Source organism: Sphingomonas sp. CBMAI 2297, assembly GCF_029870595.1.
Taxonomy (GTDB): domain Bacteria; phylum Pseudomonadota; class Alphaproteobacteria; order Sphingomonadales; family Sphingomonadaceae; genus Sphingomonas.
This window is the reverse complement of the sequence record NZ_JAPDIR010000012.1, coordinates 41,381-66,590: the sequence shown is the minus strand read 5'-3', so window position 1 is coordinate 66,590 and position 25,210 is coordinate 41,381. Positions and strand designations below refer to the sequence as shown.

The following is a 25,210-nucleotide window of genomic DNA, read 5'->3' as shown; positions in this document are numbered from 1 at the left end:
CGGCATCCGGCGGCGGCGGCGGGGGGAAGCGGCTTATTTCGTGCCCTTCGCGGCCGCTTCGATGACCGCGGCGACGGCGGCCGGCTTCGAGACATAGACCGCATGGCTGCCCGCGACTTCGCTGACATGCGCCCCGGCCCGCGCCGCCATCTGGCGCTGCGCCGCCGGCGGGATCATGTGGTCGTCGCTGGCGACAAGATACCAGCTCGGCTTCACCCGCCAGGCCGGGACGGTGACTGCGCCCTGCAGCGCCTCGACACCCCAGGGAACCTGCGAGTCCGCCATGAACCCGGCGACATCGGGCTTCACGTCGGCGGCGAAGGCGGCGGCGAACCTGGCCTTGTCGAGGAACAGATAGCCGTCCTGGGGCGGCAGGATCGGCGGCACCGGAGCACCGGGAGCGGGGTTGGCGATCAGCGACGAGACCGACTCGCCCTTGTCCGGCGCGAAGGCGGCGATGTAGACCACGCCGGCGACCTTGGGATCGGTGCCCGCTTCCGAGACGACCACGCCGCCATAGCTGTGGCCGACCAGGATCACCTGGCCCTTGGCGGCGGCGATCGCGCGCCGGGTCACCGCGACATCGTCGGCGAGCGAATTGGTCGGGTTCTGGACGATGGTGACGTCATAGCCGTCCTTCTTCAGGATCTTGTAGACGTCCATCCAGCCGGAGCCGTCGACGAACCCGCCATGCACCAGCACGACCGACTTGACGGGGGTGGCGGCCTTTTCCTGGGCCGAGGCGGGAACCGTGCCGAGAGCGAGGGTGGCGGCGGCGGCGAGCAGCATCTTGGACTTGGTCATCTGAGGTCTCCTTTCCAAAGTTTGTCGCGACATTCGTTATCGCGATAAACATTAACTGCACCCATTCCGCCCCCTTGTCCAGAAGAAATTTATCGCGATATGTATTTTGTCGTAAGCTCATGATTCAAAAGCGAGGATTGTCGTGACCACTCCCATCGGCGAGCCGCTGCCGCTCGACGCGCAGCTCTGCTTCTCGCTCTACTCCACTTCGATCGCGATCAACCGGCTCTACAAGCCGATGCTCGATTCGCTGGGCGTGACCTATCCGCAATATCTGGTGCTGAGCACATTGTGGGAGCGCGACGGCCGGACCATCTCGGCCATTGCGGACCGGCTGGCGCTCGAGCCGAGCACGATAACCCCGCTCATGAAGCGGCTGGAGACCGCGGGCTTCGTGGCGCGCAAGCGCAATCCGAAGGACGAGCGCCAGGTGCAGGTGTTCCTGCAGCCGAAGGGCCGGGCGCTGCGGAGCCGCGCTTCGTGCCTCACCGATGCGCTGCTTGCCAATTCGCGGCTGAGCGTGCCCCAGATGGTCGCGCTGAACGATCAGGTCCTGCGGCTGCGCGCGGCGCTGACCGGCGGCGACGCGGAATAGGGCCCGTCGCCGCAAGGTTCGTGCAACCTTGCGGGGCAATCCGTTCGGTTGATCCGGCAGATGGTGATGGGTGTATGAAATTGCGTCTTGCTGACTCCGCGGCGCCCGGCGGCGGCGCCCCGATCGCGCGCGCCGCGGCTGCCTGACCTCCGGTCTGGGAGGGGGCTTCCGAGATGTGCCGGGCCGACATGATCGAGATATTGCTGATCGACGACGATGTTCAGCTGGGCGCCCTGATGGGCGACTATCTGCTTCCGCAGGGCTTTCGGGTGACGGCCAGCGCGACGGGGGAGGAAGGCGTCGATCTCGCGTTGTCCGGCAGGTTCGCCCTGGTGCTTCTCGACGTGATGCTGCCGGGGATCGACGGCATCGAAGTGCTCCGCCGCGTCCGGGCCCGCAGTGCCGTCGCCGTCGTGATGCTGACCGCGCGGGGCGATGACGATGTCGAGCGGGTCATCGGCCTGGAGCTCGGCGCCGACGATTATCTGGCGAAGCCCTGTTTCCCGCGCGAGCTCCTCGCCCGGCTCCGTGCCGTGCTGCGCCGTACCCGCGACGCGCCGGCCCAGCCGATGATCTCGGCCGGCCGGCTGCGGCTCGACCGGGCCCGCCGCGCCACGCTCTGGGGGGATCAGCAGGTCGTCCTGACCGCGACCGAGTTCAACCTGCTCGAACTGCTGATGCACGGCGGCGACACCGTCTCCACCAGGGACGCGCTCTGCCTCGCGGTGCTGGGGCGCTCGCGCCATCCCTATGACCGGAGCATCGACGTCCATATGAGCAACCTGCGCTTGAAGCTCGACCGCGCGACCGGCCGCAATATCGGCATCGAGACGGTCCGCGGCGTCGGATATCGGCTGCGGATGGAGGGGCAGGGGCGGGATATTTCGGCGGATTCAGCGGCGCAATGCTGAGGCAAGGTTCCTCGCCCAACCGGGTGCAGGACCGTCGGAAAGGGCGGTCCGTGTGAGACCGGAGGGAAATTCGATGAAGCGTATCTGTGTGCTGATCGGCGTCTTGGCGGCATTGCCGGGGACCGCCCTTGCGCAATCGGGAGGCGATGCGACATTCGGCGGCGTCAAGGTCGGCGTTTCGGTCGACTATCGCTGGCAGGACGGCGACTATTACCTGCCGCGGATCGCTTCGCGCATCGACCAGAGCAAGGGTGGCATCGGCTATCGCGGCCATATCGGCTATGACGCGCAGCTCGGCGATCTGCTGGTGATCGGCGCCGAGGCCGGGATCGGCCGGGGCGGCAAGACCCTGACCGCGGCGAGCCCCACGGGCGATTATGCGCTGAAGCCGGGCTGGACCTGGGACGCCTCGGGCCGCGCGGGGATCCTGCCGGCGCCGAACGTCCTGCTGTATGGCCGGGCCGGCTATAGCTGGCTGCGCGTGCGCGAGACGACGGATTTCCGGGCCGCCAACCTCAAGGACATCCGCACCAACCTGACCGAGAAGGGCTTTCTGTGGGGCGCCGGCATCGAGGCCGGTGTCAGCCCGGGCGTATATGCGCGGGCGGAATATGATCGCGCGAACTATCGCGACGGGCTGACCTCCTCGAATATCCGGCTGGGCCTGTCGGTCGGCTTCTAACGTGCCCCGAGGATGGACGGAGGAGAGACCGTCTGTTCTCAACCCGAGGACGGGCGGCCATCCGGCCGCCCGTCCTCACCCCGTCTGGCGCTTGGCGCCCAGCGGCTTCGATGGCAAACCCGGCATGTCGTCGGCCGGCCAGGCGGAAGCAGGAAGAAGTGTAGTGCGTATATTGCTGGTCGAGGACGAGGCCGAGTTGGCGGGCGCGATGCGGACCGTGCTGGAGCGCGAAGGCTATGTCGTCGATCACGTCACCGGCCTTGCCGATCTGCGCGAGGCGGCCCGGCTCGCCAATAGCGATGCGGTTCTGCTCGACCGCGCGCTCCCCGACGGGGACGGCGTCGAGGCGATCGCGGAGCTCCGGCACTGGATACCCGGCATTCCGGTGATCGTGATAACCGCGCGCGCCGAGGTGGAGGATCGCGTCCTGGGGCTCGATCTCGGTGCCGACGACTATCTCGCCAAGCCGTTCGCGATGGAGGAGCTGCTCGCCCGCATCCGTGCGATCCGGCGGCGGCCGGCCGCGCTGCCGCTCCATGAGGTGCAGGTGGGCGAGCTGGTCTATGACATGGCGCATGACGAGGCGCTGGTGCGCGGCGAGCGGCTCGATCTGCCCCGCCGCGAGTTGCGCGTGCTCGCGGCACTGATGCGGCGGCGGGGGCGCACGGTGCTGCGTACCGCGCTCGAGGATGCCGTCTACGGTTTCGATGACGAGATCCAGTCGAACACGCTCGATTCGCATATCTCGCGCCTGCGCAGGCGGCTTTCCGAAGCCGATGCCGAGGTTCAGATCCATACCATCCGCGGCGTCGGCTATCTGCTGCGCCATTGCCCATGAACGCATCGCGGCCGGTATCGCTCAAACGCCAGCTGATCGTCCGGCTGCTCGCCTTCCAGATCTCGATACTGCTCGTCTTCAGCGCGGCGCTCGTCGGCTATCTGATCCGCGCCGACGAGGGCGGTGCGCTGATCGATCCCCAGTTCACCGAAGTGGCGGCGCGGTCGATCCAGCGCGGCGCCGATGGCCGGCTTCACCTGGCGGAGACGAAGGAGCTCGCCGACCTGCGGGCGACCACGCCCGGCCTCTGGTTCGTGGCGCGGAGCGATCGCGGCGAGTTCGTCACCTTCGGTGAGGTTCCCTCGCTCTACCAGCCGATCGCGCGCAATCTCGACCGCATCACCTTCGCCGACATCCGGGACACGTCCCCGCCGTTCCGCGACATCGCGGTGGTGCGCCGCGCCGCCGGGCCCGCGGGCGAGTTCACCGTGATCGGCAAGGGCGGGCTGTTCAGCATGACCTTCGTCGTGCTGTTCCTGTCGAACCTGATGATGATCCCGGTGCTGAGCCTGTTGGCGCTGATCACGGTGATCATCACGCCGCTGATCATTCGCCGCGCCTTCCGGCGGCTTTCCATCGCCGCTCGGCAAGCGGGGCGGATAGACACGGATCGGCGGGGTACCCGGCTGTCGCCCGAAGGGCTTCCGGCGGAGGTGGTGCCGCTGGTCGAGTCGATGAACGGCGCGCTTCGCCGGCTCGATGAAGGCTATGACCGGCAGCAGCGCTTCATCGTCGACGCGGCGCACGAATTGCGTACGCCCATTGCGATATTGCAGGCGAAGATCGAGGCTTCGGCCGACATCCCCCTGGCGGCGCGGCTGCAGCGCGACGTCGCGCGCCTGGCGACGCTGGCGGAGCAGCTGCTCGATCTGCAGCGGCTCGAGCGCTTCGCCCCGCTCCGCGAGGGGGTGGATCTCGGCCATATCGCGCGCGGCGTCGCCGCCGATATCGCCCCGCTGGTGATCACGGGCGGCGGCGATCTCGAAGTCGCCGATCTGGGCGGCCGGCCGGTGCGGGGGGATCCCGCCGCCATCGAGCGCGTGCTGGCGAACCTCATCCAGAACGCGATCGATCATGGCGGGCGGAACGTGCTCCTGCGCATCCGGGGCACGGCCATCGAAGTCGAGGATGACGGTCCCGGCATTCCCGCGGAAGAGCGCGACCGGGTGTTCGACCCGTTCCACCGGCTGCGCGCGCGCGGCACGGGCTCGGGCCTTGGGCTGAATCTCGTCCGCCAGGTCATGACGCTGCACGGCGGCACGGCCTGCGCGCTGGAGGCGCCGGCCGGCGGAACGATCATGCGGCTCGAATTCGTCGAGAGCACGCAAGGTTGACGCAAGCTTCGGGCGGGAGATCGCACGCGAGCGATCAGGCTTCCGGAGAATGCGCATGCCGTTCCGTTTCTTCGTTCCCGCTTTCCGGCGGGCGGCGCATGGCCCCGGCTGGCTTGCATTGGCGGTGGCGCTGCCGGGGTGCTCGGCCGACATCATGCGCGGCTATGTCGGCCGCCCGCCCGAGGCGGTGATGGCGCGCTACGGCCCGCCGGTCGACGTCCGCGACCTTCCCGACGGACGCCGCGCCTATCAGTGGATGGAGGTCGAGACGACCACCAGCGGCGGCAGCGAGACGACCACCTACGAGCGCGGCCGGCGGCGGACCGAATATGCGCCGACGACCACCGAGGAGAAGCGCTGCTTCTACACCTTCTATGCCCATCGGACCTCCGCGGGCTGGCGGATCGACAGCTATCGGAACCCCGAGCTCGGCTGCTGACCGGGGCCGCGCCAGACTGGCGCAATGTCGATCCGCTTTACTCGAACCGCGCCCGGCAAGGGCGCGTGTCGAGGAGTGCATGGAATGATGGCGAGACTTGGCCGAACGGCCCTGGCGCTGGGTGCTGCCGCCTATCTGGCGGTCGGGCTGCCCGCCGCCGGCATGCCGGCGGGCGCGGGGCAGGAGGAGCGCCGCGGCGACTGGCATGGCGATGGCGGGTGGGACCGGCCGCGTTGCGACTGGCGCGACGGCCGCGACCGGATCCATTGCGAGCGGGACCGCTCGCGCTGGGAACGCGAGCGCGAGGATCGCTGGCGGCGCGAAGCGGAGCGCAAGCGGCGCGACGATGCCCGGACCAAGGGCGTCGTGACCGGCGTCATCGGCACCGCGCTGGTCGGCGGGCTGATCGTCGCGCTCGCCAGTGACGGCAAGAAGAAGAAGGCCCGGGAGCGCCGGCGCTACTGCCTCGAGCGCTACGGCAATTACGACGAGGGCAGCGACACCTATCGCGCCGATGACGGCCGCAGCTACCCCTGCACCTGACGCCGACGCGACGGAGACCGCAATGTTCACGCAATCTTGGGTCCGGACGGCGGCGTCGGCCGGTGCGCGCGCGGAGATGCGGATGAGGACGAGGAGGGTGCAACGATGAAGACGGGTCCGTGGCGCCGGGCGCGCCGGGGAAGCGGAATCCTGGCGGCGACGCTGCTGCTGCCGGCCATGCTCCATCCCGCGCAAGCGCAGCAACAGGCCGCGCCGCCCGCCGCCGGGCGCCGGGTGGCGATCACCTTTGACGACTTGCCCTATGTCCACGCCTCGGCTCCCGAGGCCGGCGGGAAGCGCGCCGCCGCCGACGCCAATCGCGCCATCGTGGCGGTGCTGAAGCGGCAGCGCGTGCCGGCAACCGGCTTCGTCACCGAGCAGCACGTGCGTGCCCTGGGCGATGCCGGCCCCGACTTGCTCCGCGAATGGAACCGCGGCCTGCTGGAGCTCGGCAATCACGGTGCCACCCATGCCGACAGCAACCGACTGGACGTTGACGGCATCGGCCGCGAGGTGGCCGATGGCGAGGCGACGATCCGGCCGATGGCCGAGGCGGCGGGCCGCAAGCTCCGGTTCTTTCGCTTCCCCTACAATCATGTCGGCGACACGGCGGAGAAGCGGCAGGCCGCGGAGGCGCTGCTCGCGGGCCGGGGCTATCGGCTGGCCGCCGCGACGATCGATACGTCCGACTATGTGTTCGACCAGGCCTATGAGCGTGCGCTCGCGGGCGCGGACGACTGGATGCGCCGGCGTATCGAGGAAGCCTATCTCGCGCACAGCCGGACCCAGATCGCCTATTATGCCGCGCTCGACCGCACCGTGCTCGGCTATGAGCCGCCCGCGATCCTGTTGCTGCACCTCAATCGGCTGAACGCGGCGACGCTGGACCGGCTGTTGCGCCTGGTTCGCCAGCAGGGCTATCGCTTCGTCTCGCTGGACGAGGCGCAGTCGGACCCGGCCTATCGGGAGTCGCCGCGCGTCGCGACGAAATACGGCCCGATGTGGGGCTATCGCTGGGCGAACGAGCGCCAGGTCAAGGTCGATGGCAGCAAGGAGCAGGAGCCGCCCGAATGGGTGGCGCGCTATGCGGAGGGCAAGTGACGTTTGCGAATGCAGGACCGGGCCCGGCCGGGACGCTATACACCACCCGACTGACGCTACGGCCGGCGCGCGCCGGGGACCTGGCCGCGATGCACGCGATACTGGGCGACCCGGTGGCGACGGCCTATTGGTCGCACCCGCCCCATTCGGCCATTGGCGAGTCGAGGGAATGGCTGGCGGACATGCTCGCCATCCCACCGGGCCAAGGCGAGGATTTCGTCGTCGAGCATGACGGCGCGGTGATCGGCAAGGCCGGCTTCTACCGGTTCCCGGAGATCGGCCTGATCCTGCACCCGCTGAGCTGGGGCCGCGGATTCGCCACGGAGGCGCTCGGCGCCGTGCTCGCACGGGGGTTCGAACTGCACGGGCTGCCCGCGGTGACCGCCGATGTCGATCCGCGCAATGCCGCGTGCCTGCGCCTGCTGGACCGGCTCGGCTTCCGCGAGACCGGCAGGCGCGAGCGGACCCTGCTCGTCGGGGCGGAATGGTGCGACAGCGTCGATCTGCAGCTGAACCGCGACGCCTTCTTTGCGGCGCAGCGGCTGGCCTGATGCTTCGCACGCTGCTGTCCGGATTGTTGCTGCTGACGGCCGGCTGCGCCACGACCGCCACTTCCGTGCCGCATCGCCGTGACGCCGCGGCGGAATATCTCCGCGCCACCGGCGCGCCGGGCATGGTGATCGGCTGGAGCGATGGCGACGGTCGCTCGCACATCGCCGCCGCCGGCACCGTCAGCCTCGCCACCGGCGTGCCGGTCGACCGGCGCACGGTCTTCCACATGGCCTCGGTGACCAAGCCCTTCGTCGCCGCGGCGATATTGCAGCTGGCCGAGCAGGGGCGGCTCGACCTGGACGCCTCGCCTACCCGCTATCTGCCCTATTTCCGTCTCGCCGATCCCCGCTTCGGGCGGGTCACGATCCGGCAGATGCTCAACCACAGCTCGGGGTTGCCCGATGTCGAGGACTATGAATGGGAGCGCCCGCAGACTTCCGATGCGGCGCTCGAGCAGTGGGTGCGCGGCCTTACCGGGCTGAAGCTGGTGAGCGATCCCGGCGCGGCGGTGCATTACAGCAACCTTGGCTATGACGTGCTTGGCGACGTGATCGCCAAGGTCAGCGGCATGCCGTTCGAACATTATGTGCGCCGGCATGTGCTGGCGCCGCTCGGCATGCGGCACAGCTCGCTGCTGCTCGCCGAAGTCGATCGCCGCCGTCTCTCCGCGCCGCACATGGCGGAGGGCGGGCAGGTGCGGGTGAGCGCGGTCTTCCCCTATAACCGCGTCCATGCGGGCAGCTCGACGCTCTATGCCGATGCGGCCGACATGCTGCGCTGGGCGCGCTATTGGGCGGCGCCGCCGGGGCACGGCATGCGGCGGCTGCTCTCCGATGCCGGTATCGCGGCGATGCTGCGGCCCAGCGCCGTTGTCGATCGTCCGGACCGGGCGCAGTGGGAGCCCGCGATCGGCCTGGGATGGTTCCTGCTGCGGGTCGAAGGGCGCGCCATCGCCTTTCACATGGGGCAGGATGTGGGGTTCACGACCGGGATGATGGTGGAGCCGGGGACCGGCCGGGCCGTGGTGGCGATGAGCAATATCGCCACGGAAGCAGCGGGCGCGCGGATGTTCGACTTGTGCCTGAGCGTGATGACCGCGATGCAGGCACCACCGCCGCCGGCCACGGGAGCCGGCCCCTATCCGCGCAAATGAGGGGCGGCACATGCAGCATATGAAGCATTGGATGGTTCGGCGGGCGATCCCCGCTCTCGCGATTGCCGGTTTCGCGGCCCAGCCCCTGGCGGCCAGGGACGTGACTCCGGCCGCCGTCAGGCTCGATGCCGCGATGGCGCGGCGGATGCCGGAAATCGTGCGGGCGGAGAAGATCGGGGGCATCGGCATCGCGGTGGTCCGCGACGGCCGCCTGATCTGGTCGGGCCATTATGGCGAGCAGGCGCCGGGCGTGCCGATCAGCGCGGACACCGCGTTCAACACCGCGTCGATCGCGAAGACGGTCACGGCGGAGACTCTGCTCGCGCTGGCGGCGGCGCGCCGGATCGACCTGGACGAGCCGATCGCCGCCCATGTCGCGTCGCCGGACCTCGCCGGCGATCCGCGCTACAGGCTGCTCACCACGCGCATTCTGCTCTCGCATCGCTCGGGGCTGCGCAACTGGGCCGACGATTATCCCGAAGGCAGGCTCGCCTTCGACTGGGCGCCCGGCACCCGCTATCGCTATTCGGGCGCGGGCATCGAGCTCGCCGCGCGCTATGCCCAGGCGAAGACGGGCATGACGTTGCGGGCGCTCACCGCGGAAACCCTGCTGCGCCCCTGGGCCATCACGCATATGGCGGTGGGCGAGCTGCCGGGCTGGACCGCGGGGCGACTTGCGCTGCCCATGGGCGCGGACGGCCGGTTCCTCGACATGGCATCGCTGTATCCGGGGCTCCGGGAGGGGAGCGGGCTGGGCGCCGCCTATGACCTGATCGCGACGCCCGACGCCTATGGCGCGTTTCTCGAGCGCCTGATCGCGGCATCGCGGCGGGGATCGGAGACGCGCGCTATCCGCGAGCGGATCGTGACTCCGCTCGCCGGCGACGCGCGCTATGGCTGCGAGCTCCGCTTCACGCGCCGCTGCCCGGATCGCTATGGCTATTCCTTTGGATGGCAGGTGCAGCGCTACGGCCGCCACACCGTGCTCCAGCACACGGGCAATGACGAAGGCGAGACCGATCTCGTCTATTTCTCGCCCGATCGGCGCACGGGGGCGGCCATCTTCGTCAACGGCGCGAACGGATGGGTGCCGATCGTCCGCGCCCTCGAGATCATCGGCGACGAGCCGGAGCTCGCCGGCTATTATCGCGGACTGGTCGAGAAGCTGCTGCACCGGCGCCTCGAGCCCTTGCCCCGGAAGGCCGGCTCCGGCCGAGGTTCGCCCGGCTGACATCGGCGCCCGATCGGGCGCGTTTCCGGAAATGCCGTGCCATCCCGCCGATATGGCGGCGCGATGAAGGGCGATGATACGCGCCCATGCGAGGCTATCGCCTGGGGATGTCTTTTCAGAAAATTTACGCTTTGCTTTCGAAGAGCTTACGCACGGCGATCGGATAGCACGGCATAGTTGCCCATCGGCAGGCCCACAAGGGCCGCGGACTTGAAAGGGGTAACTTCGTGCACTTCAGGAACATATTGCGCGCCACGGCCGCGCTTTCGGCGCTCGCGCTCGGCGCCGCCCAGGCGCCCGCCGCGCTGGCACAGGACCGGGGCACTTCCAGCCCGTCCGGCACCCAGGCAAATCCCGGCGAAGCGCCGACGGTGGAAACCGGCGACTCGATCGTCGTCACCGGCTCGCTGATCCGGCGCACCGACACGGAAACGCCGTCGCCGGTGACCGTGCTCTCGGCCGAGACGCTGGAGCAGCGCGGCCTGAACACCGTCACCGAGGCGCTGCAGCGCCTGTCGGCGGGCAATGCCGGCACGATCACCCAGGGCTGGAACGCGAGCGCCAATTTCGCCGCGGGCGCCAGCGCGATCTCGCTGCGCGGCCTCACCGTGCAGGCCACGCTGACCATCTTCGACGGCCTGCGCATGGCGCCCTATCCGCTCGCGGACGACGGCCAGCGCAACTTCGTCGACATGAACACCATCCCGAACGCGATCATCGAGCGGATCGACGTGCTGAAGGACGGCGCTTCGTCGACCTATGGCGCCGACGCGGTGGCCGGCGTGATCAACGTGATCACCAAGAAGGAGATCAAGGGGCTGCACGCCAATGTCTCGGCCGGCATCTCGCAGCGCGGTGACGCGGGCGAGCAGCGCGCCGACCTGACCTGGGGCTATGGCGACCTCAACGAGCAGGGCTTCAACTTCTATATCGGCGGCGAATATCTGAAGCAGAACCCGCTCTGGGCGCGCGACCGCGACTATCCGTTCAACACCACCGACTGGAGCCGGATCTGCAACGCGGGCGGCGCCTGCATGAAGAACAACAACTGGAACGGCATCAATGTCGATGGTTCGGTGAACGGCATGATCGCCACGCCCAATGTCGCGCTGGTTCGCCCGGTGACGACTCCGGGCGCGGCGATCGGCGCGGGGCGGTTCTCCTATCTCAACGCCTCGGTCGATTGCGGGCGGGCCGCGCGGCGTCAACTCACCGCCGCCCAGATTGCACGGCTGGGCACGGCCCCCGCGAACGGCATCATATGCGAAGGCAATCCGACGGATTATCTGATGCTGCTGCCGGACGTGGAGCGCTTCGGCGTGTCCAGCCGCTTCACCGCCAATATCGGTGATTCGCACCAGTTCTACGCGCAGGCGAACTATTACAAGACGTCCACCCATGCGACGTCCACGCCGAAGCAGTTCAACTATTTCATGCCGGACCCCACCCCCGTGGGCACCTATTATGCGATCATGCCGGTCTATGTCTGCGCGACCGGCGTCGGCACGCCCAACGGGCTGAACACCGGCTGCAACGCCACCAACGGCACGCTCAACCCGCAAAATCCCTTCGCGGCTGCCGGCCAGACCGCGCAGGTCCTGTTCCGTTCGGATCGCCAGCGCGCGGATGATTCGGTGTCGCGGACGCTGCGCGGCACGATCGGCCTGTCCGGCCAGATCGCCGGCTTCGACTATTCGGCGAGCTTCGTCGCCGCCAACTCCAAGCTCACCCGCACCCAGACCAACTATCTCATCGCGCAACGCATCATGGATGTGCTGGCGCGCGGGACGTTCGACTTCACCAACCCGTCCGCCAATCCGCAGAGCGTCTGGGATTATATCGCGCCGAAGAAGAGCACGGTGTCGAACTCGGACCTGTGGCAGGCCACCGCGAGCCTGTCGCGGCACGTGTTCGACCTGCCGGGCGGCGGCGTCGATGCGGCGGGCGGCCTTTCCTATCGCTATGAGTCGATCGATGCGCCGAGCGCCAATCCCGGCAATGACGCGCATCCCTGGGAACGCTATTACGACATCAACGCGGTCGGCACCTCGGGCAGCCGCAAGGTCTTCTCGGCCTTTGGCGAAATCCAGGCGACCGCGCTGGACAAGATCGAGCTGAACCTCTCGGGCCGCTATGATTCCTATTCGACCGGGCAGAAGAATTTCTCGCCCAAGGTCGGTGCCAAGATCACCCCGATCCGCGCGCTTGCGGTGCGCGGCACCTGGTCGAAGGGCTTCCGCATCCCGAGCTTCAACGAAGCCTTCGGCCTGCCGACCACCGGCTTCGTGACTCGCGGCGGCGGCACCTTCTGCCAGACCTATGCGAGCTTCTGCGCGGCGCATGGCAACAATGCCTATGCCACCCAGCAATTCGCCCTGGGCCTCACCAATGTGGGCAATCCCGCGCTGCGGCCGGAGAAGTCGGAAAGCCTGACCGCCGGGCTGATCTTCGAGCCGATCCGCGGGCTGAGCTTCACGGTCGATTTCTGGCGGATCAAGGTCAAGGACCAGATCGTCGGCGTGAACAACACCGCGCCGGTGCTCGACGCCTATTACCGCAACAACGGCGTCGTGAACATTCCGGGCTTCACCGTCCGGCCCGGGCCGGTGGATCCGGCCAATCCGAACGCATTGCCGCATATCGGCACCATCCAGGCGTCCTATGCCAATGCCAACAATCAGGTCGTCCAGGGCATCGACGCCGGCTTCAACGCCAATCTGAAGCTGGCCGAGGGCGTGCGCTGGATCAGCGCGTTCGAGGCATCGTATCTCGACAAGAACCATCTCACGCTGGTCGACCCGATCACCGGCGTGGCGCAGCCGACGCAGCGTTATGAGGGCACGCTGAGCCCGTGCAACAACACCTCGTGCTCGGGCTCGCCGCGCTGGCGGGCCAGCTGGCAGAACACGCTGCAGCTCGGCGCCACCAGCGTGACGGCCACCGCCTATTACACGGCCGGCTATCACGTATCGCAGGTCGACTATGGCGCGACGCCGTTCGACTGCGCGAGCGCGGTCGAGCATGGCGCCGTGACCTATGGCGACGGCACGCCGGTGCAGTGCCGCTCGAAGGACATCTGGAACGTCGACCTCACCATCCAGCACCGGATCAACGACAATTTCGCCCTGTCGCTGAACGTGATGAACCTGCTCGACACCAAGCCGCCCTTCGATCCGAACGCCGCCTACAGCATCTTCGGCTACAACCCGGCCTGGGCCGGCCCGAACATCATGGGCCGCTATTTCCGCGTCGGCGCGAAAGTGGACTTCTGATCCGATCGACCAGCCCCGAGGCGCTGGCTGATCGCAACTTCGCAGTGTCTCATATTCTCGGGCGGCCCCAGCGGGCCGCCCGCTTTTTACGTGCCCTCGCGATGCCGCTATAAATTAATTGATTCATGAATGAAGATTGACATGCCCGGCCTGGTCATGCTGTGTCGTCGCATGCGGCGCAGAGACCGCGCGGGAGAGAAGACGTGCCATTCGTCCAGAGCAACGGCGCAAGAATCCATTGGGAAGCGCAAGGCAGCGGCACGCCGGTGCTGCTGATCATGGGCCATCTCTACAGTTCGCGGATGTGGTATCCGCTGCTGCCGGCGCTCACGCGGCACCACCGCGCGATCTGGTTCGACAATCGCGGCACGGGCGACAGCGACACCACGCCGGGCGTCACGATCGAGCAGTTCGCCGCCGATGCGCTGGCGGTGCTCGAGGCGGCGGGCGAGCGCAGCGCGCATGTCTATGGCGTCTCGATGGGCGGCGGCATCGCGGCCGAGTTCGCGATGGCATATCCGGAACGCACCCGCTCGGTGACTTTGGGCTGCACGATGCTCAAGACCGAGAAGACCAGGATGCGGGGCGCGCAGAAACTGATCTACGGCCTGCCGCGCTGGCTGGTGCGGGCGATGTTCAAGCGCGCCAAGCCGGAAGCCTATGGCTCGGCCGCGCCGCGCGAGGCGGCCCTGCACGATATCGGCGTGCTGTCGCGCGATCGCTTCACCATGGCCGGCGTGCGCGCCCAGGTCCTGGCGATCGCGGCCTATGCCACCACCACCGAGCGGGCGCGGGACCGGATGACCATGCCCGTGCTCGTGCTGCACGGCGACGAGGACAAGGCCGTCCCGGTCGAGAAGGGTCGCGAGCTGCACGCGATCATCCCCGGCAGCCGATATGTCGAGTTCAAGGGCGCCGGGCACAATTATCTGGTCGCCGACAATGCCGGCTCGACCGCGGCGTTCCTCGATTTCGTCGCGGCGGCCGATCGCGCGCGGGGCGGCGAATGACGGCGCGCGCCCGCATTGCCGGCGTCGGCATGATCCCCTTCGCCAAGCCCGGCCGGAGCGAGGATTGGGACGTCATGGCCGAGCAGGCGATCCGCCTCGCGCTCGCCGATGCGGGAGTCGATTATGGCCGGATCCAGCAGGCCTATGCCGGCTATGTCTATGCCGATTCCACCGCGGGCCAGTCGGCGCTCTACCGCGTCGGCTGCACCGGCATCCCGATCGTCAACGTCAACAACAATTGCTCGACCGGCTCCACCGCCCTGTTCCTCGCCCGCCAGGCGATCGAGAGCGGCGTCGCGGAATGCGTGCTGGCGTTCGGCTTCGAGCAGATGCTGCCGGGCGCGCTCGGGGCAGTGTTCGCCGATCGCAAGCGGTCGCTCGATCACCATCTGAGCCGGCAGGAAGCGCTGCTCGGCCGGGACGATGCCGTGCCGCTGGTCGCCCAGCAGTTCGGCGGCGCCGGACTCGATTATCAGCAGCGCCACGGCGCGCCCGACGAAGTGTTCGGCATGATCGCGGTCAAGGCCCGGGCCCATGCCGCGCACAACCCGCTGGCGCTGTTCCGCGAGCCGCTGACGCTCGAGGAAGTGATGGCGTCGGCGCATCTCCACGGCCCGCTCACGCGCTTCCAGGCCTGCCCGCCCACCTGCGGCGCGGCGGCGGCGGTGCTGGTATCGCCGGCCTTCGCGGCGCGGCACGGGCTGGACGCGGGGGTGGAGATCGTCGCCCAGGCAATGACCACGGACTATGCCGAGACCTTCGAAAGCGGATCGATGATGAGCGTCGTCGGCTATGAGATGACGCGCGAGGCGGCGCGGACGGTCTATGACCGCGCCGGCGTGGGGCCGGACGACATCCGGGCGATCGAGCTGCACGACTGTTTCACCGCCAATGAGCTGATCAGCTACGAGGCGCTCGGCCTGTGCCCGGAGGGCGGGGCGGAGGCCTATATCCGCGACGGCGGCAATACCCATGGCGGCCGGCACGTGACCAACCCCTCGGGCGGGCTGCTTTCCAAGGGCCATCCGCTCGGTGCCACCGGCCTCGCCCAATGCCATGAGCTGACCCAGCAGCTGCGCGGCAATGCCGGCGGCCGCCAGGTGGAGGGCGTGCGCTTCGGCCTCCAGCACAATCTGGGGCTGGGCGGCGCCTGCGTCGTCACGCTCTACGGCCGCGCCTGATGCGAGCGCTCGCCGGCAAGGTCGCGATCGTCACGGGATCGGGGCGGGGGATCGGGCGGGCGGTCGCGCTGAAGCTGGCGGCGCAGGGGGCGGCGATCGTCGTCAACGATCTCGACGCGGAACCCGCGCTCGCGGTGGTCGATGCGATCCGCGCCGCCGGCGGGCGGGCAGTGGCCTGCAACGGCAGCGTCACCGCGCCCGATTTCGGGGAGCGCATCGTCCGGGCCGCGCTCGACGGGTTCGGCGGGCTCGACATCATCGTCAACAATGCCGGCTACACCCGCGACGGCGTGATCCACAAGCAGAGCGACGAGCAGTTCCAGGCGATGCTGGACGTGCACGTCACCGCGCCCTTCCGCATCCTGCGCGCCGCCGCCGAGCCGTGGCGGACCATGGCGAAGGCGGAAGCCGCCGCCGGGCGCGAAGTGATCCGCAAGGTGGTCAACATCTCCTCGATCTCCGGCCTCGGCGGCAATCCCGGCCAGGTCAACTATGCCGCGGCCAAATCCGCCGTGATCGGCATGACAAAAACGCTCGCCAAGGAATGGGGCCGGCTGAAGGTCTGCGTGAACTGCGTCGCGTTCGGCTTTATCGAGACGCGGCTGAACCTGCCCGACGACCACCCGGACACCCATGCCGAGATCGAGGGCCGGCCGCTCCGGTTCGGCGTGCCCGCCGGGTTCCGCGAGACGGTGGCCGCGCAGATCCCGCTCGGCCGCCCTGGCACGCCCGAGGAAGCGGCGGGCGGCGTCTATTTCTTCTGCGCGCCGGAAAGCGACTATGTGAGCGGCCAGACGCTGCTAGTCTCGGGCGGCCTGGGTATCTGATCGGAGCATGAGCATGACCGGAACGCGCCATCTCGTCGATCCGGAGCTGCTCGACCTGCTCGAACTCTGGCCCGCGGTCACGCTCGACGCGAGCCTGTTGCCGCTGGTCCGCGCGCCCGGGCGCATCCCGCTGGGCGAAGTGGAGAATCCCGAGCGCGTCGACAAGCGCGCGCTGGCCGCGCCGGGCCGCGACGGCGCGCCGGACGTGCCGATGCTGCTCTATCGTCCGGCGGGGAGCGCGGGCGCGGTCCTGCCGTGCATCTATCATATCCATGGCGGCGGCTATGTCGGCGGAGCGGCGGTGACGCTGGAGCCGGTCCACCGGCACATGGTCGAGCTGCTGGGCTGCGCGCTGGTCAGCGTCGACTATCGCCTGGCGCCCGAGACGCCGTTCCCGGGGCCGCTCGAGGATTGCTATGCCGGCCTTGCCTGGCTCCATGCGCAGGCGCCCGCGCTGGAGATCGACCCGGCGCGGACCGGCATTCGCGGCGAGAGCGCCGGGGGCGGCCTCGCCGCCGCGCTGGCGCTGCTGGTGCGGGATCGCGGGGAATTCGCGATCGCCTTCCAGCAGCTGATCTATCCGATGCTCGACGATCGCACCTGCGCCGCCGATCCCAATCCCCATGCCGGCGAGTTCATCTGGAACGCGGGCAGCAACCGCTTCGGCTGGCGCAGCTATCTGGGCCGGGAGCCGGGCGGGGAGGGCGTCTCGCCCTATGCCGCGGCCGCCCGCGCCGGGAACCTTGCCGGCCTGCCGCCGGCCTTTCTGTCCTCGGGGGCGCTCGACCTCTTCATCGACGAGGACCTGGCCTATGCCGCCCGCCTGATCCGCGCCGGCGTGCCCACCGAATTGCACGTCTATCCGGGTGGCTTCCACGGCTTCAACGTCCACAAGACGGCGGGCGTGTCGGTGCGTTCGAACCGCGACGCCGACGACTGGCTGAAACGGCACCTCTTCCCCTGAGCCCCTCCCCCCGCGGGGGGAGGAGCGCGGAGCATCATGCTCCGGCCGGGATCATCTTCGCGTTCGGATCCAGCGCCACTTCCTGCGGCGCGTTGCGCATCGCGATCCAGAAGCCGGCCAGCGATATCGCGCCGGTCACGACGCCCATGACGGCGACCGCCTCGCCCAGGCCCCATTGGCCGGTGCTGAAGGTCGAGAGCCAGACGACCAGGGGCGGCGCCACGCCGGCGCCCACCATGGTGCCGGCGATCTTCATTCCGGCCAGCGTCACGGCGCGGTCCTCGTTGGGGATCAGCACGGCGATCGCCGCCGAGGAGACCAGGTTGACGATCGTCCCGCCCACCAGCAGCGCGAACAGCACCCAGGCGAAGCCCTGGACGGTCGGCATGATCGAGAAGGCTCCGGCGGGGATGGTCAGCCCGGTGGCGATCGCGGCGGGCAGCAGGATCGCGCCGCGCATCTTGAGCTTGCCCGCCGCGTCCGCCGCGAAGCCGCCGATGATCGATCCGACGATGCCCGATCCCAGGATCACCGCGCCCACCCAGCCGCCGAACGATCCCGGCGCCTGATTGTACTGGCGGATCAGCAGCGATCCCATCCAGATCGCGGCGGCGCCCTCGGCCATGCCGCCGGTCAGCTGGCCGAGCAGCAGCGGCCCCAGGAACTTGCGTCGCCGCCAGAAGGCTTCCATCGCCAGGCGCAGCGAGACGCTGGTCTGCTCCACTTCGTAGCGCGGCGGCTCCTTGATGAAGACGAGCGGGATCACGGCCAGCGCCGCGCCGACGCCGACGAGCAGATGCACTTCGCGCCACGGAGTCAGCCCGAGCAGGCCCGATCCCGGATGCGCGGTCAGATAGCCGAACAGCGAGCCGCCGATCGCGAAGGAAGCCGCGGCACCCGCCCAGGCGCCGATCGAGACCAGCAGCATCGAGCGGCCGCGCCGATCGGGCATGCACACGTCGGCGAGCAGCGAGATCAGCACCGGAAATGCGGTGCCGGCACCGATGCCGGCGATCAGCCGCGCGACGAACAGCCCGGTGAAGTTCGGGGCAAAGGCAGTCGCGATCGTGCCAACCGCCCAGAAGGAGGCCAGGATCACCAGCAGCCGGGTGCGCGTGCTGTGGTCGACCAGCCAGGCGATCGGCAGCGAGAGCAGCGCGATCGGGATCGCCGTCGCCCCGCCGGCCAGCAGGCCGATATCGAGGTCGCGCAGGTGCAGTTCGGCCTTTACCGCTTCCTGCAAGGGGCTCAGCAGCCCGCCCACGGTCAGCGCGGAGAAGAGCGTGAGCGTCAGCAGCCAGATGACGCCCCATCTGGTCGGGCGGATCGCGACGGCTGGCGGCACGGGGGGCGAGACTTCGGGCGTGTCGGCCGCTTCGGTGGGTTGGAGCACGATCGTTCCTTTGCTCGGCGATCGGCTGCCGGGCGACGCGGGCCGCCCGGCAGCGCGTCGGTTTCTACAGGTTGAAGAAATGGTCCCAGATATAGGGGGCGACGTCGATCGGTGCCTTGTCCGGGTTGCTGCCCAGCTCGGTATAGCCGTTGTAGAGGACGTGCCCGCCGTTCGCGATCGTCACCAGCCCGGCGCGCACGCCGCCATTGCAGCTGCGATATTCCTCGAGCCGCGATCCGGCATAATGCGAGCCGTCGGGCAGCTGCTCGCGATAGAGGTCGTCGCTGCAGCCGAGGATCGCCTTCCATGCCGCCAGGCTCTCGCGCGCGCCCTGTACGCCGAGCGGGAAGCCGGCCAGGTCGTTGGGCAGCCCCGCCGGGGCGCTGTTGCCGGCATAGCTGATCGTGGTGTCGGCGGTGCCGGCGATTTCCCAGATGCCGATCGGCCGCGCCGGGGCGCAGCTCGCGCGGTTGAGCGGAAAGGAGACCGATACGACGGCGCGCACCAGGTCCGCCGCCTCGCAGGCCATGCGTTGCGCCATGCCGCCGCCGTTCGAGATGCCGGTGACGAACACGCGGTCGCCGTCGATATTGGCATAGGTCTTCATCGCGCCGATGATCGCGCGGTTGAAGCCGACATCGTCGACGTTCAGCGCATCGCCCAGGAAGCAGCAGCCATAGGCGTTCCACGAAAGGCTGACGCCGTTCGGCCACACCGCGATGAAGCCGCGCTTGTCCGATTCCGCCAGCTGGCCCGACCATTGCCGCTCATTGGCGGCGTCCTTGCTGAAGCCGTGGAAGTCGAGCAGCAGCGGCACCGCCTTCTGCCCGGTATAGCTGGCCGGGACGTGCACCAGATAGTTGCGCAGCAGCCCCTTGTGCAGCGTCGTGATCGAATAGTCGCCGGGCGCGAAGCAGATGCCCGTGCAGGGCGCGGCCATGGCGGGGCTGGCGGCCAGGGCCGTGGCCAGCGCCAGCAGCAGCGCCGCCCAGTGAAGCCGGAAACGCGAAAGACGTGCCTTCATTGCAGTTTCTCCTCTCCTGTTCGTTTCTTCTGGTTCTTCCTCTCATGGGCCGGCCCGGCTCGGCGGTGGCGGCAAGGGTTTCAGGCCACCATCGTCGTTGAGCTCGGCGGGAAGCGGGGGATCGGTGAAATCCTTGCGCACCTGCATCTTCGCGGGCGGCGTTTGCGGGGGTGCGGCGGTCGGCGCCGCGCCTGGCAGCCGCTCGATATGATCGGTGGCGGGCGGCGCGGCGGACGCCTTGGGAGCGGGGGAAGGGGCGGCCGCCACGCCCTGCGCCGGCACGATTACGGTGCCCGATTGCGGCGCACTCCGGTCGCAGCCGGCAAGCGCGAGCATCGCCAGCACGGGCATGGCGCTTCGGCGCGCGAGCCGGCGCGGTCGTCCAGCCTTCATGTCGCTCTCCCATCGGCGCCGCGTTTCCGGCGTCCGTCCGCGGTGCATATCAGCGATGTAAGAAGTTCACTAGAAAATAAATGAAGATTGACACGCCGTTCCGGCCGGTGCCATCCAAAAGGCCGAAAAGAAATGGCGTTTGGAGAGCGTTGGCATGCACGAGGGGCGGCCCTGGACGGGGGATGTGCGGGAACTGGGCGGCTTGCAGCCCTATGAGCTGACGCTCGACAAGTTCCTCGCGCACGCCGCGAAATGGCATCCGCGCGGGCAGGTGGTGACCGGCGGCGGCCTTGGCGGCCCGGTGGTGCGAGCCGAATATCCTGCGCTCCGGGAGCGCGCCAACTGCCTCTCGGGAGCCCTTGCCTCGCTTGGCCTCGCGAAGGGAAATCGTATCGCGGTTCTCGCCTGGAACAGCCAGGGGCACATGGAACTCTGGTATGCGGCGTTCGGCATGGGCGTGAGCTGCCACACGCTCAACCCGCGCCTGGGCGTCGCCCAGCTCGCCGACATGATCCGCCAGGCCGATGACCGCCTCCTCGCGATCAGCCCCGATCAGGGCGCCGTCGCGGAGGAGCTGGTGCGCGCATGCCCCGGCATCGCGCAGGTCCTGGTCCTCGACGAGCCCGGCGCGGATTTCCCGCCCCCCGATTGCGGCGCGGTGCCCGTGTGGACGCAGCGGCGATTGCTCGCCGAGCGCGGCACGCCGTTCGCCTGGGGCGGCTTCTCCGAGCGCGAGGAAGCGGGCCTCTGCTTCACCTCGGGCACCACCGGCGCGCCCAAGGGCGTGCCCTACAGCCATCGCTGCAACTATCTGGTCACGCTCTCGCTGCTGCAGAGCGACGTGATGGGCATCAACGCGCGCGACACGATCCTCGCCGCCGTCCCGATGTTCCACGCCAATGGCTGGGGCCTGCCCTTCGCGGCGCCCGCGGCGGGGGCGCGGCTGGTCTTCTCCGGCCGCCACAATGACGGCGCCAGCCTCGCCGCGCTGATCCGCGGCGAAGGCGTCACCCTGGCCGTGGGCGTCCCCACCGTCTGGCTCGGCCTGATCGAACATCTCGAGGCGACCGGCGAGACCTTGCCCAGCCTCCGGCGCGTGCTGCTCGGCGGCTCGGGCGTGCCCCAGGCGTTGATCGATCGCATCGAGTCGCGGCTCGGCGTCCGCGTCCAGACCAGCTGGGGCATGACCGAGCTCTCGCCGCTCGGCACCGTAACTCCGCCCGCCGATGCCGGGCGCGCGAGCATCGCCGGCCGCCCGCCGGTCGGCGTCGATCTGCGGCTGGTCGATGCCGACGGACAGGAGCTCGCCAAGCAGCGCGGCGTGGAAGGGCATCTCCAGGTCCGCGGCGCGAGCACCGTCCATTGCTATTTCGGCCAGGAGACTCCGGCGACCGACGGCCAGGGCTGGTTCGACACCGGCGATCTCGCGACGATCGATGCCGAGGGCAATCTCGCGATCACGGGCCGCGCCAAGGATCTGATCAAGTCGGGCGGCGAGTGGATCAATCCCGGCGAGATCGAAGCGATCGTCGGCAATCTCCCCGGCATCTCGCTGGTCGCGGTGATCGGCCGCGCACATGCCAAATGGACCGAGCGCCCGGTGCTCGTGATCGAAGGCGAAGGCGCATCGGACGAGGCGATCCGCGCCGCGCTAGACGGCGCCGTCCCGCGCTGGTGGATGCCCGATGCGATCGAGCGGGTCGAGCAGATGCCGCTCGCGATGACTGGCAAGATCGACAAGCAGGCGCTGCGTCGCCGTTTCGGCACGGATCCCGCCACGGGCGCCTGATTATGATCTTGATTTATGAATCAATGAATGTTGAACTTGATTCGTGAATCAGTAAGTTGAGTCGCACGCCACCTCAAAGAGGGGCGCACCTGGGAGGATGATATGAAGGCCTTTTGCTGGCTGACGGTGTCCGCCGTCGCTCTGATGACCGCCGGCGCCGCACGGGCGCAGACCACCGACACCGCCGCCGATCCCGCGCCAGCCGCCCAGGCCGATGCGCCGGCGGATCATTCGAACGAGATCGTCGTCACTGCCGAGCGCCGCTCGACCAGCTTGCAGCGCACCGGCGTCGCTGCGACCGTCCTGACCGGCGATGACCTGGTCAGGAAGAGCGTCAACGGGGTCGAGCAGCTCCAGTTCGCCACGCCCTCGCTGACCGTCAACACCACCGGCCAGGGCAATGCGTTCAACATCCGCGGCATCGGCAAGACCGAGCAGACCAGCGCGATCGGCGTGGGCGTCGTCACTTATCGCGACGGCGTCGCCACGCTGCCGGGCTATTTCCAGAGCGAGCCCTATTACGACATCGCCAGCGTCGAGGTGCTGCGCGGCCCGCAGGGCACGTTCGCGGGCGGCAACGCCACCGGCGGCGCCGTCTTCATCACCGAAGTGAACCCGTCGACCGACATGGTGAAGGGCTATGCCCTCGCCCAATATGGCAACTACAACGACATCAAGCTGCAGGGCGCGGTCAACCTGCCGGTGAGCGACACGCTGGCGTTCCGCTTCGCCGGCAACATGGAGCGCCGCGACACCTTCTACAATGTGAGCGGCCCCTGGACCGGCAATCCCGGTAACCGCCGCGACTATAGCGGCCGTGCCAGCATGCTCTGGCAGCCCAGCGCGAACTTCCGCGTGCTGCTGAAGGGCGATTACAACAATATCGAATATGGCGGGCTGCCCGCCGGCCCGGCGACTGCCACGGGCGATCCGCTCAACGTCGCCAACAACACCTATCTGAACGGGCGCGACGAGTTTGGCCGCATCGTGCTCAACATGGCCTATACCACCGATGGCGGCGTGACCCTGCGCTCGATCAGCGGCTATCAGCGCGGCACCACCCAGATCGACTATGATTCGGACGGCACCGCCAACGCGCCCAGCCTGGCCGCGCCGCAGACCGCGTTCCACGACAAGATCAGCGAGGAGATCTGGTCGCAGGAATTCAACATCGTCTCGCCCGATGGCGGGCCCTTCACCTGGGTGCTGGGCGGCTATTGGCAGAGCGACAAGATCATCATCCCCAAGGGCGGCTATTTCAGCGATGTGACGCCCAACCTGTTCCCGGTGCTGATCGACGTCGCGATCGAGGGCACCAACCCCAAGACCGCGCTCGCCGCGTTCGGCCAGGTCGGCTACGAGCTGACCAAGGGGCTGCAGCTCACCGTCGGCGCCCGCTGGTCGCGCACCACTTCGCGCAACGACGCGGTGTCGACCACGCCGCAGTATCCGCCGCTCCAGCTCGCCCAGCATGATTTCACCGCCGACAAGAAGCTGAACGGCAAGGTCGCGCTGAACTGGACGGTCGATGCGAGCAACTTCCTCTATGCGTTCGTGGCGACGGGCAGCAAGGCGGGCGGGCTCAACGGCCCGAACCTGGTCGGCGCGCCGCCCCGCGCCTTCGCCGCCGAAGACGTGACCGACTATGAGATCGGCTGGAAGGGCACCTTCATGGGCGGCCGCCTGCGCACCCAGCTTGGCGGCTATTACAACGAATACAAGGGCTTCCAGGTCAACATCGTCGATCCGACGACGCCCAGCATCTCGTCGATCTACAATGTGCCCGGCAAGACCAAGCTCTATGGCGTCGAATTCTCGGCCCAGGGCAATTTCGACGCCTTCTCGTTCGACCTGTCGGGCTCGGTCTCGAACTCGGAGCTCGGCAACTTCCATGCGGCCGACGCCCGGCTCGGCGCGGCGCCGGCGGTGTGCAACCCCGCCACCGGCCCGACCACCGCGCGCTGCCTCGACCTGACCGGCAACGAGCAGGCCTATGCGCCCAAGTTCACGCTGAGCGCCGGCGCGCAATATGCCATCGCGCTGGGCGGCGACGCGACGCTCACCCCGCGGGTCGACTATGCGCATATCGGCGCGGTGTGGGGCACGCTGTTCCAGAACGTCGCCCGCGGCGACCGGATCGGCGCGCGCGACATCGTCAACGCGCAGCTGACGCTGGCGACCGGCCCCTGGTCGATCGCCGCCTATTCGACCAACCTCACCGACGAGCATTATGTCGCGGCGATCAACGGCAATCGCCGCCTTGCCGGGGCGCCGCGCCAATATGGCCTGCGCGTCAGCCGTACCTTCTGATCCGTGCCCGCGTGCCGGCTCCGGCCGGCGCGCGGGGCGGTATTTGCATCCGGGACGAAGTTGGACAAAAGCCATGGATCAGGCGGGCCTTTCCACTACGGCAATTGCTGGCGGCAGGGCCTCGTCGATCGATGGAGCGACAATGACCGAAGCCAAGCCCAAGCGGCGCACCAAGGCGCAACAGCGCGCCGAGACGCTGGAAGTGATCCTCGACGCGGCGGAATATCTGTTCTCGCAGCGCGGGCTCTATGGCGTGACTTTGAAGGACGTGGCGCAGCAGGCGGACGTCCATACTTCGCTGCTCCATTATTATTTCGACGACAAGAAGGCGATGTTCGACGCCGTCTTCGCCCGGCGCGCGCATGTGACGGCGGACAAGCGCATGGCGGCGCTCGATCGCTATGCCGGCGAGTGCCGTGGCAAGCCGACGGTGGAAGGGGCGCTGCGGGCGTTCCTCGACACCGATCTCGATCTCTACATCCAGGGCGGCGAGGGCTGGCGCAACTTCGCCGGGCTGGGCGCCCAGGTGGCGATGGCTCCGGTCTGGGGCGCGAAGCTGTTCGACGAGCATTTCGATCCGGTCGTGCTCAAGCTGATCGGGCTGCTGCGGCAGGCGCTGCCCGAATGTCCGGAAGAGGATATCTTCTGGGGTTATCACTTCGTCACCGGCGCGCTGGTGATGACGCTGGCGCGCACCGGGCGCATCGACCAGCTTTCGCACGGGCTCTGCAAGTCCGAGGATTTCCCCGCCGTGAAGGCGCGCATGGCCCGTTTCCTGGCGTTCGGTTTCGAAGGCATCTGCCGCGACCGCGCCGAGGCCCGGGCGGCCGCGTCGGGCTGAGCGGGCGGGATTGCATGTTCACG

General features: G+C 68.6%; 23 protein-coding genes. 19 read left to right on the top strand and 4 right to left on the bottom strand.

Annotated elements, in window-relative coordinates; genetic code table 11:
- Nucleotides 1-33: 33 nt before the first annotated feature.
- Nucleotides 34-804, bottom strand: coding sequence for an alpha/beta hydrolase (locus OMP43_RS16520; protein ID WP_280280623.1), 771 nt, complete (start codon nucleotides 802-804; stop codon nucleotides 34-36).
- Between the two features lie 154 nt (nucleotides 805-958).
- Here OMP43_RS16520 and OMP43_RS16515 point away from each other — a divergent pair, with 154 nt between their 5' ends.
- The 16 genes from OMP43_RS16515 (at nucleotide 959) to OMP43_RS16440 (ending at nucleotide 17,437) form a co-directional block, all read left to right on the top strand.
- Nucleotides 959-1,399: a MarR family transcriptional regulator gene (locus tag OMP43_RS16515; RefSeq protein WP_280280704.1), complete on the top strand. Its 441-nt coding sequence runs from the start codon at nucleotides 959-961 to the stop codon at nucleotides 1,397-1,399.
- Between the two features lie 173 nt (nucleotides 1,400-1,572).
- Complete coding sequence (locus OMP43_RS16510) at nucleotides 1,573-2,310, top strand: response regulator transcription factor (protein ID WP_280280622.1); 738 nt, start codon at nucleotides 1,573-1,575, stop codon at nucleotides 2,308-2,310.
- A gap of 73 nt (nucleotides 2,311-2,383) precedes the next feature.
- On the top strand, nucleotides 2,384-2,992 hold the full coding sequence (locus OMP43_RS16505; RefSeq protein ID WP_280280621.1) for an outer membrane beta-barrel protein: 609 nt from the start codon (nucleotides 2,384-2,386) through the stop codon (nucleotides 2,990-2,992).
- Nucleotides 2,993-3,155: 163 nt separating this feature from the next.
- The gene (locus OMP43_RS16500; RefSeq protein WP_280280620.1) at nucleotides 3,156-3,830 is read left to right on the top strand and encodes a response regulator transcription factor; all 675 of its coding nucleotides are present in this window, start codon (nucleotides 3,156-3,158) and stop codon (nucleotides 3,828-3,830) included.
- On the top strand, nucleotides 3,827-5,164 hold the full coding sequence (locus OMP43_RS16495; RefSeq protein ID WP_280280619.1) for a HAMP domain-containing sensor histidine kinase: 1,338 nt from the start codon (nucleotides 3,827-3,829) through the stop codon (nucleotides 5,162-5,164). Before OMP43_RS16500 ends, OMP43_RS16495 begins: the two co-directional genes overlap by 4 nt.
- 55 nt (nucleotides 5,165-5,219) lie before the next feature.
- Nucleotides 5,220-5,603 (top strand): hypothetical protein, encoded by a 384-nt coding sequence (locus OMP43_RS16490; protein ID WP_280280618.1) that lies wholly within the window; start codon nucleotides 5,220-5,222, stop codon nucleotides 5,601-5,603.
- Nucleotides 5,604-5,687: 84 nt separating this feature from the next.
- Complete coding sequence (locus OMP43_RS16485; protein ID WP_280280617.1) at nucleotides 5,688-6,146, top strand: hypothetical protein; 459 nt, start codon at nucleotides 5,688-5,690, stop codon at nucleotides 6,144-6,146.
- A gap of 105 nt (nucleotides 6,147-6,251) precedes the next feature.
- Nucleotides 6,252-7,247, top strand: coding sequence for a polysaccharide deacetylase family protein (locus OMP43_RS16480; protein ID WP_280280616.1), 996 nt, complete (start codon nucleotides 6,252-6,254; stop codon nucleotides 7,245-7,247).
- Nucleotides 7,244-7,798: a GNAT family N-acetyltransferase gene (locus tag OMP43_RS16475; protein ID WP_280280615.1), complete on the top strand. Its 555-nt coding sequence runs from the start codon at nucleotides 7,244-7,246 to the stop codon at nucleotides 7,796-7,798. The genes OMP43_RS16480 and OMP43_RS16475 overlap by 4 nt, the downstream gene beginning before the upstream one ends.
- A complete protein-coding gene (locus OMP43_RS16470; RefSeq protein ID WP_280280614.1) occupies nucleotides 7,798-8,952 on the top strand; it encodes a serine hydrolase domain-containing protein in 1,155 nt (384 codons plus the stop codon). The genes OMP43_RS16475 and OMP43_RS16470 overlap by 1 nt, the downstream gene beginning before the upstream one ends.
- A 10-nt stretch (nucleotides 8,953-8,962) precedes the next feature.
- A complete protein-coding gene (locus tag OMP43_RS16465; protein ID WP_280280613.1) occupies nucleotides 8,963-10,183 on the top strand; it encodes a serine hydrolase domain-containing protein in 1,221 nt (406 codons plus the stop codon).
- 227 nt (nucleotides 10,184-10,410) lie between these two features.
- Entirely contained in the window at nucleotides 10,411-13,455 is a 3,045-nt protein-coding gene (locus OMP43_RS16460) for a TonB-dependent receptor (RefSeq protein WP_280280612.1), read from the top strand.
- Nucleotides 13,456-13,658: 203 nt separating this feature from the next.
- On the top strand, nucleotides 13,659-14,465 hold the full coding sequence (locus tag OMP43_RS16455) for an alpha/beta fold hydrolase (RefSeq protein ID WP_280280611.1): 807 nt from the start codon (nucleotides 13,659-13,661) through the stop codon (nucleotides 14,463-14,465).
- Nucleotides 14,462-15,646, top strand: coding sequence for a lipid-transfer protein (locus OMP43_RS16450; protein ID WP_280280610.1), 1,185 nt, complete (start codon nucleotides 14,462-14,464; stop codon nucleotides 15,644-15,646). The genes OMP43_RS16455 and OMP43_RS16450 overlap by 4 nt, the downstream gene beginning before the upstream one ends.
- Nucleotides 15,646-16,473: an SDR family oxidoreductase gene (locus OMP43_RS16445; protein ID WP_280280609.1), complete on the top strand. Its 828-nt coding sequence runs from the start codon at nucleotides 15,646-15,648 to the stop codon at nucleotides 16,471-16,473. Before OMP43_RS16450 ends, OMP43_RS16445 begins: the two co-directional genes overlap by 1 nt.
- 13 nt (nucleotides 16,474-16,486) lie before the next feature.
- Nucleotides 16,487-17,437, top strand: a complete 951-nt coding sequence (locus OMP43_RS16440) for an alpha/beta hydrolase (RefSeq protein WP_280280608.1) — start codon at nucleotides 16,487-16,489, stop codon at nucleotides 17,435-17,437.
- Nucleotides 17,438-17,471: 34 nt separating this feature from the next.
- Here OMP43_RS16440 and OMP43_RS16435 read toward each other — a convergent pair whose 3' ends face one another.
- From OMP43_RS16435 to OMP43_RS16425, 3 genes are all read right to left on the bottom strand, one after another.
- Nucleotides 17,472-18,830 carry an MFS transporter gene (locus tag OMP43_RS16435; protein WP_280280606.1) on the bottom strand — a complete coding sequence of 453 codons (1,359 nt, stop codon included), beginning with the start codon at nucleotides 18,828-18,830 and terminating at the stop codon, nucleotides 17,472-17,474.
- A 64-nt stretch (nucleotides 18,831-18,894) separates the two neighbouring features.
- Nucleotides 18,895-19,854: a PHB depolymerase family esterase gene (locus OMP43_RS16430; protein ID WP_280280605.1), complete on the bottom strand. Its 960-nt coding sequence runs from the start codon at nucleotides 19,852-19,854 to the stop codon at nucleotides 18,895-18,897.
- Nucleotides 19,855-19,896: 42 nt separating this feature from the next.
- Complete coding sequence (locus OMP43_RS16425) at nucleotides 19,897-20,247, bottom strand: hypothetical protein (RefSeq protein ID WP_280280604.1); 351 nt, start codon at nucleotides 20,245-20,247, stop codon at nucleotides 19,897-19,899.
- Between the two features lie 154 nt (nucleotides 20,248-20,401).
- On the opposite strand from OMP43_RS16425, the gene OMP43_RS16420 reads away from it, so the two are divergent.
- From OMP43_RS16420 to OMP43_RS16410, 3 genes are all read left to right on the top strand, one after another.
- Nucleotides 20,402-22,036 (top strand): AMP-binding protein, encoded by a 1,635-nt coding sequence (locus OMP43_RS16420; RefSeq protein WP_280280603.1) that lies wholly within the window; start codon nucleotides 20,402-20,404, stop codon nucleotides 22,034-22,036.
- A 102-nt stretch (nucleotides 22,037-22,138) separates the two neighbouring features.
- Nucleotides 22,139-24,346: a TonB-dependent receptor gene (locus tag OMP43_RS16415; protein WP_280280602.1), complete on the top strand. Its 2,208-nt coding sequence runs from the start codon at nucleotides 22,139-22,141 to the stop codon at nucleotides 24,344-24,346.
- A 142-nt stretch (nucleotides 24,347-24,488) separates the two neighbouring features.
- Nucleotides 24,489-25,187, top strand: a complete 699-nt coding sequence (locus tag OMP43_RS16410; RefSeq protein ID WP_280280601.1) for a TetR/AcrR family transcriptional regulator — start codon at nucleotides 24,489-24,491, stop codon at nucleotides 25,185-25,187.
- Nucleotides 25,188-25,210 lie beyond the last annotated feature (23 nt).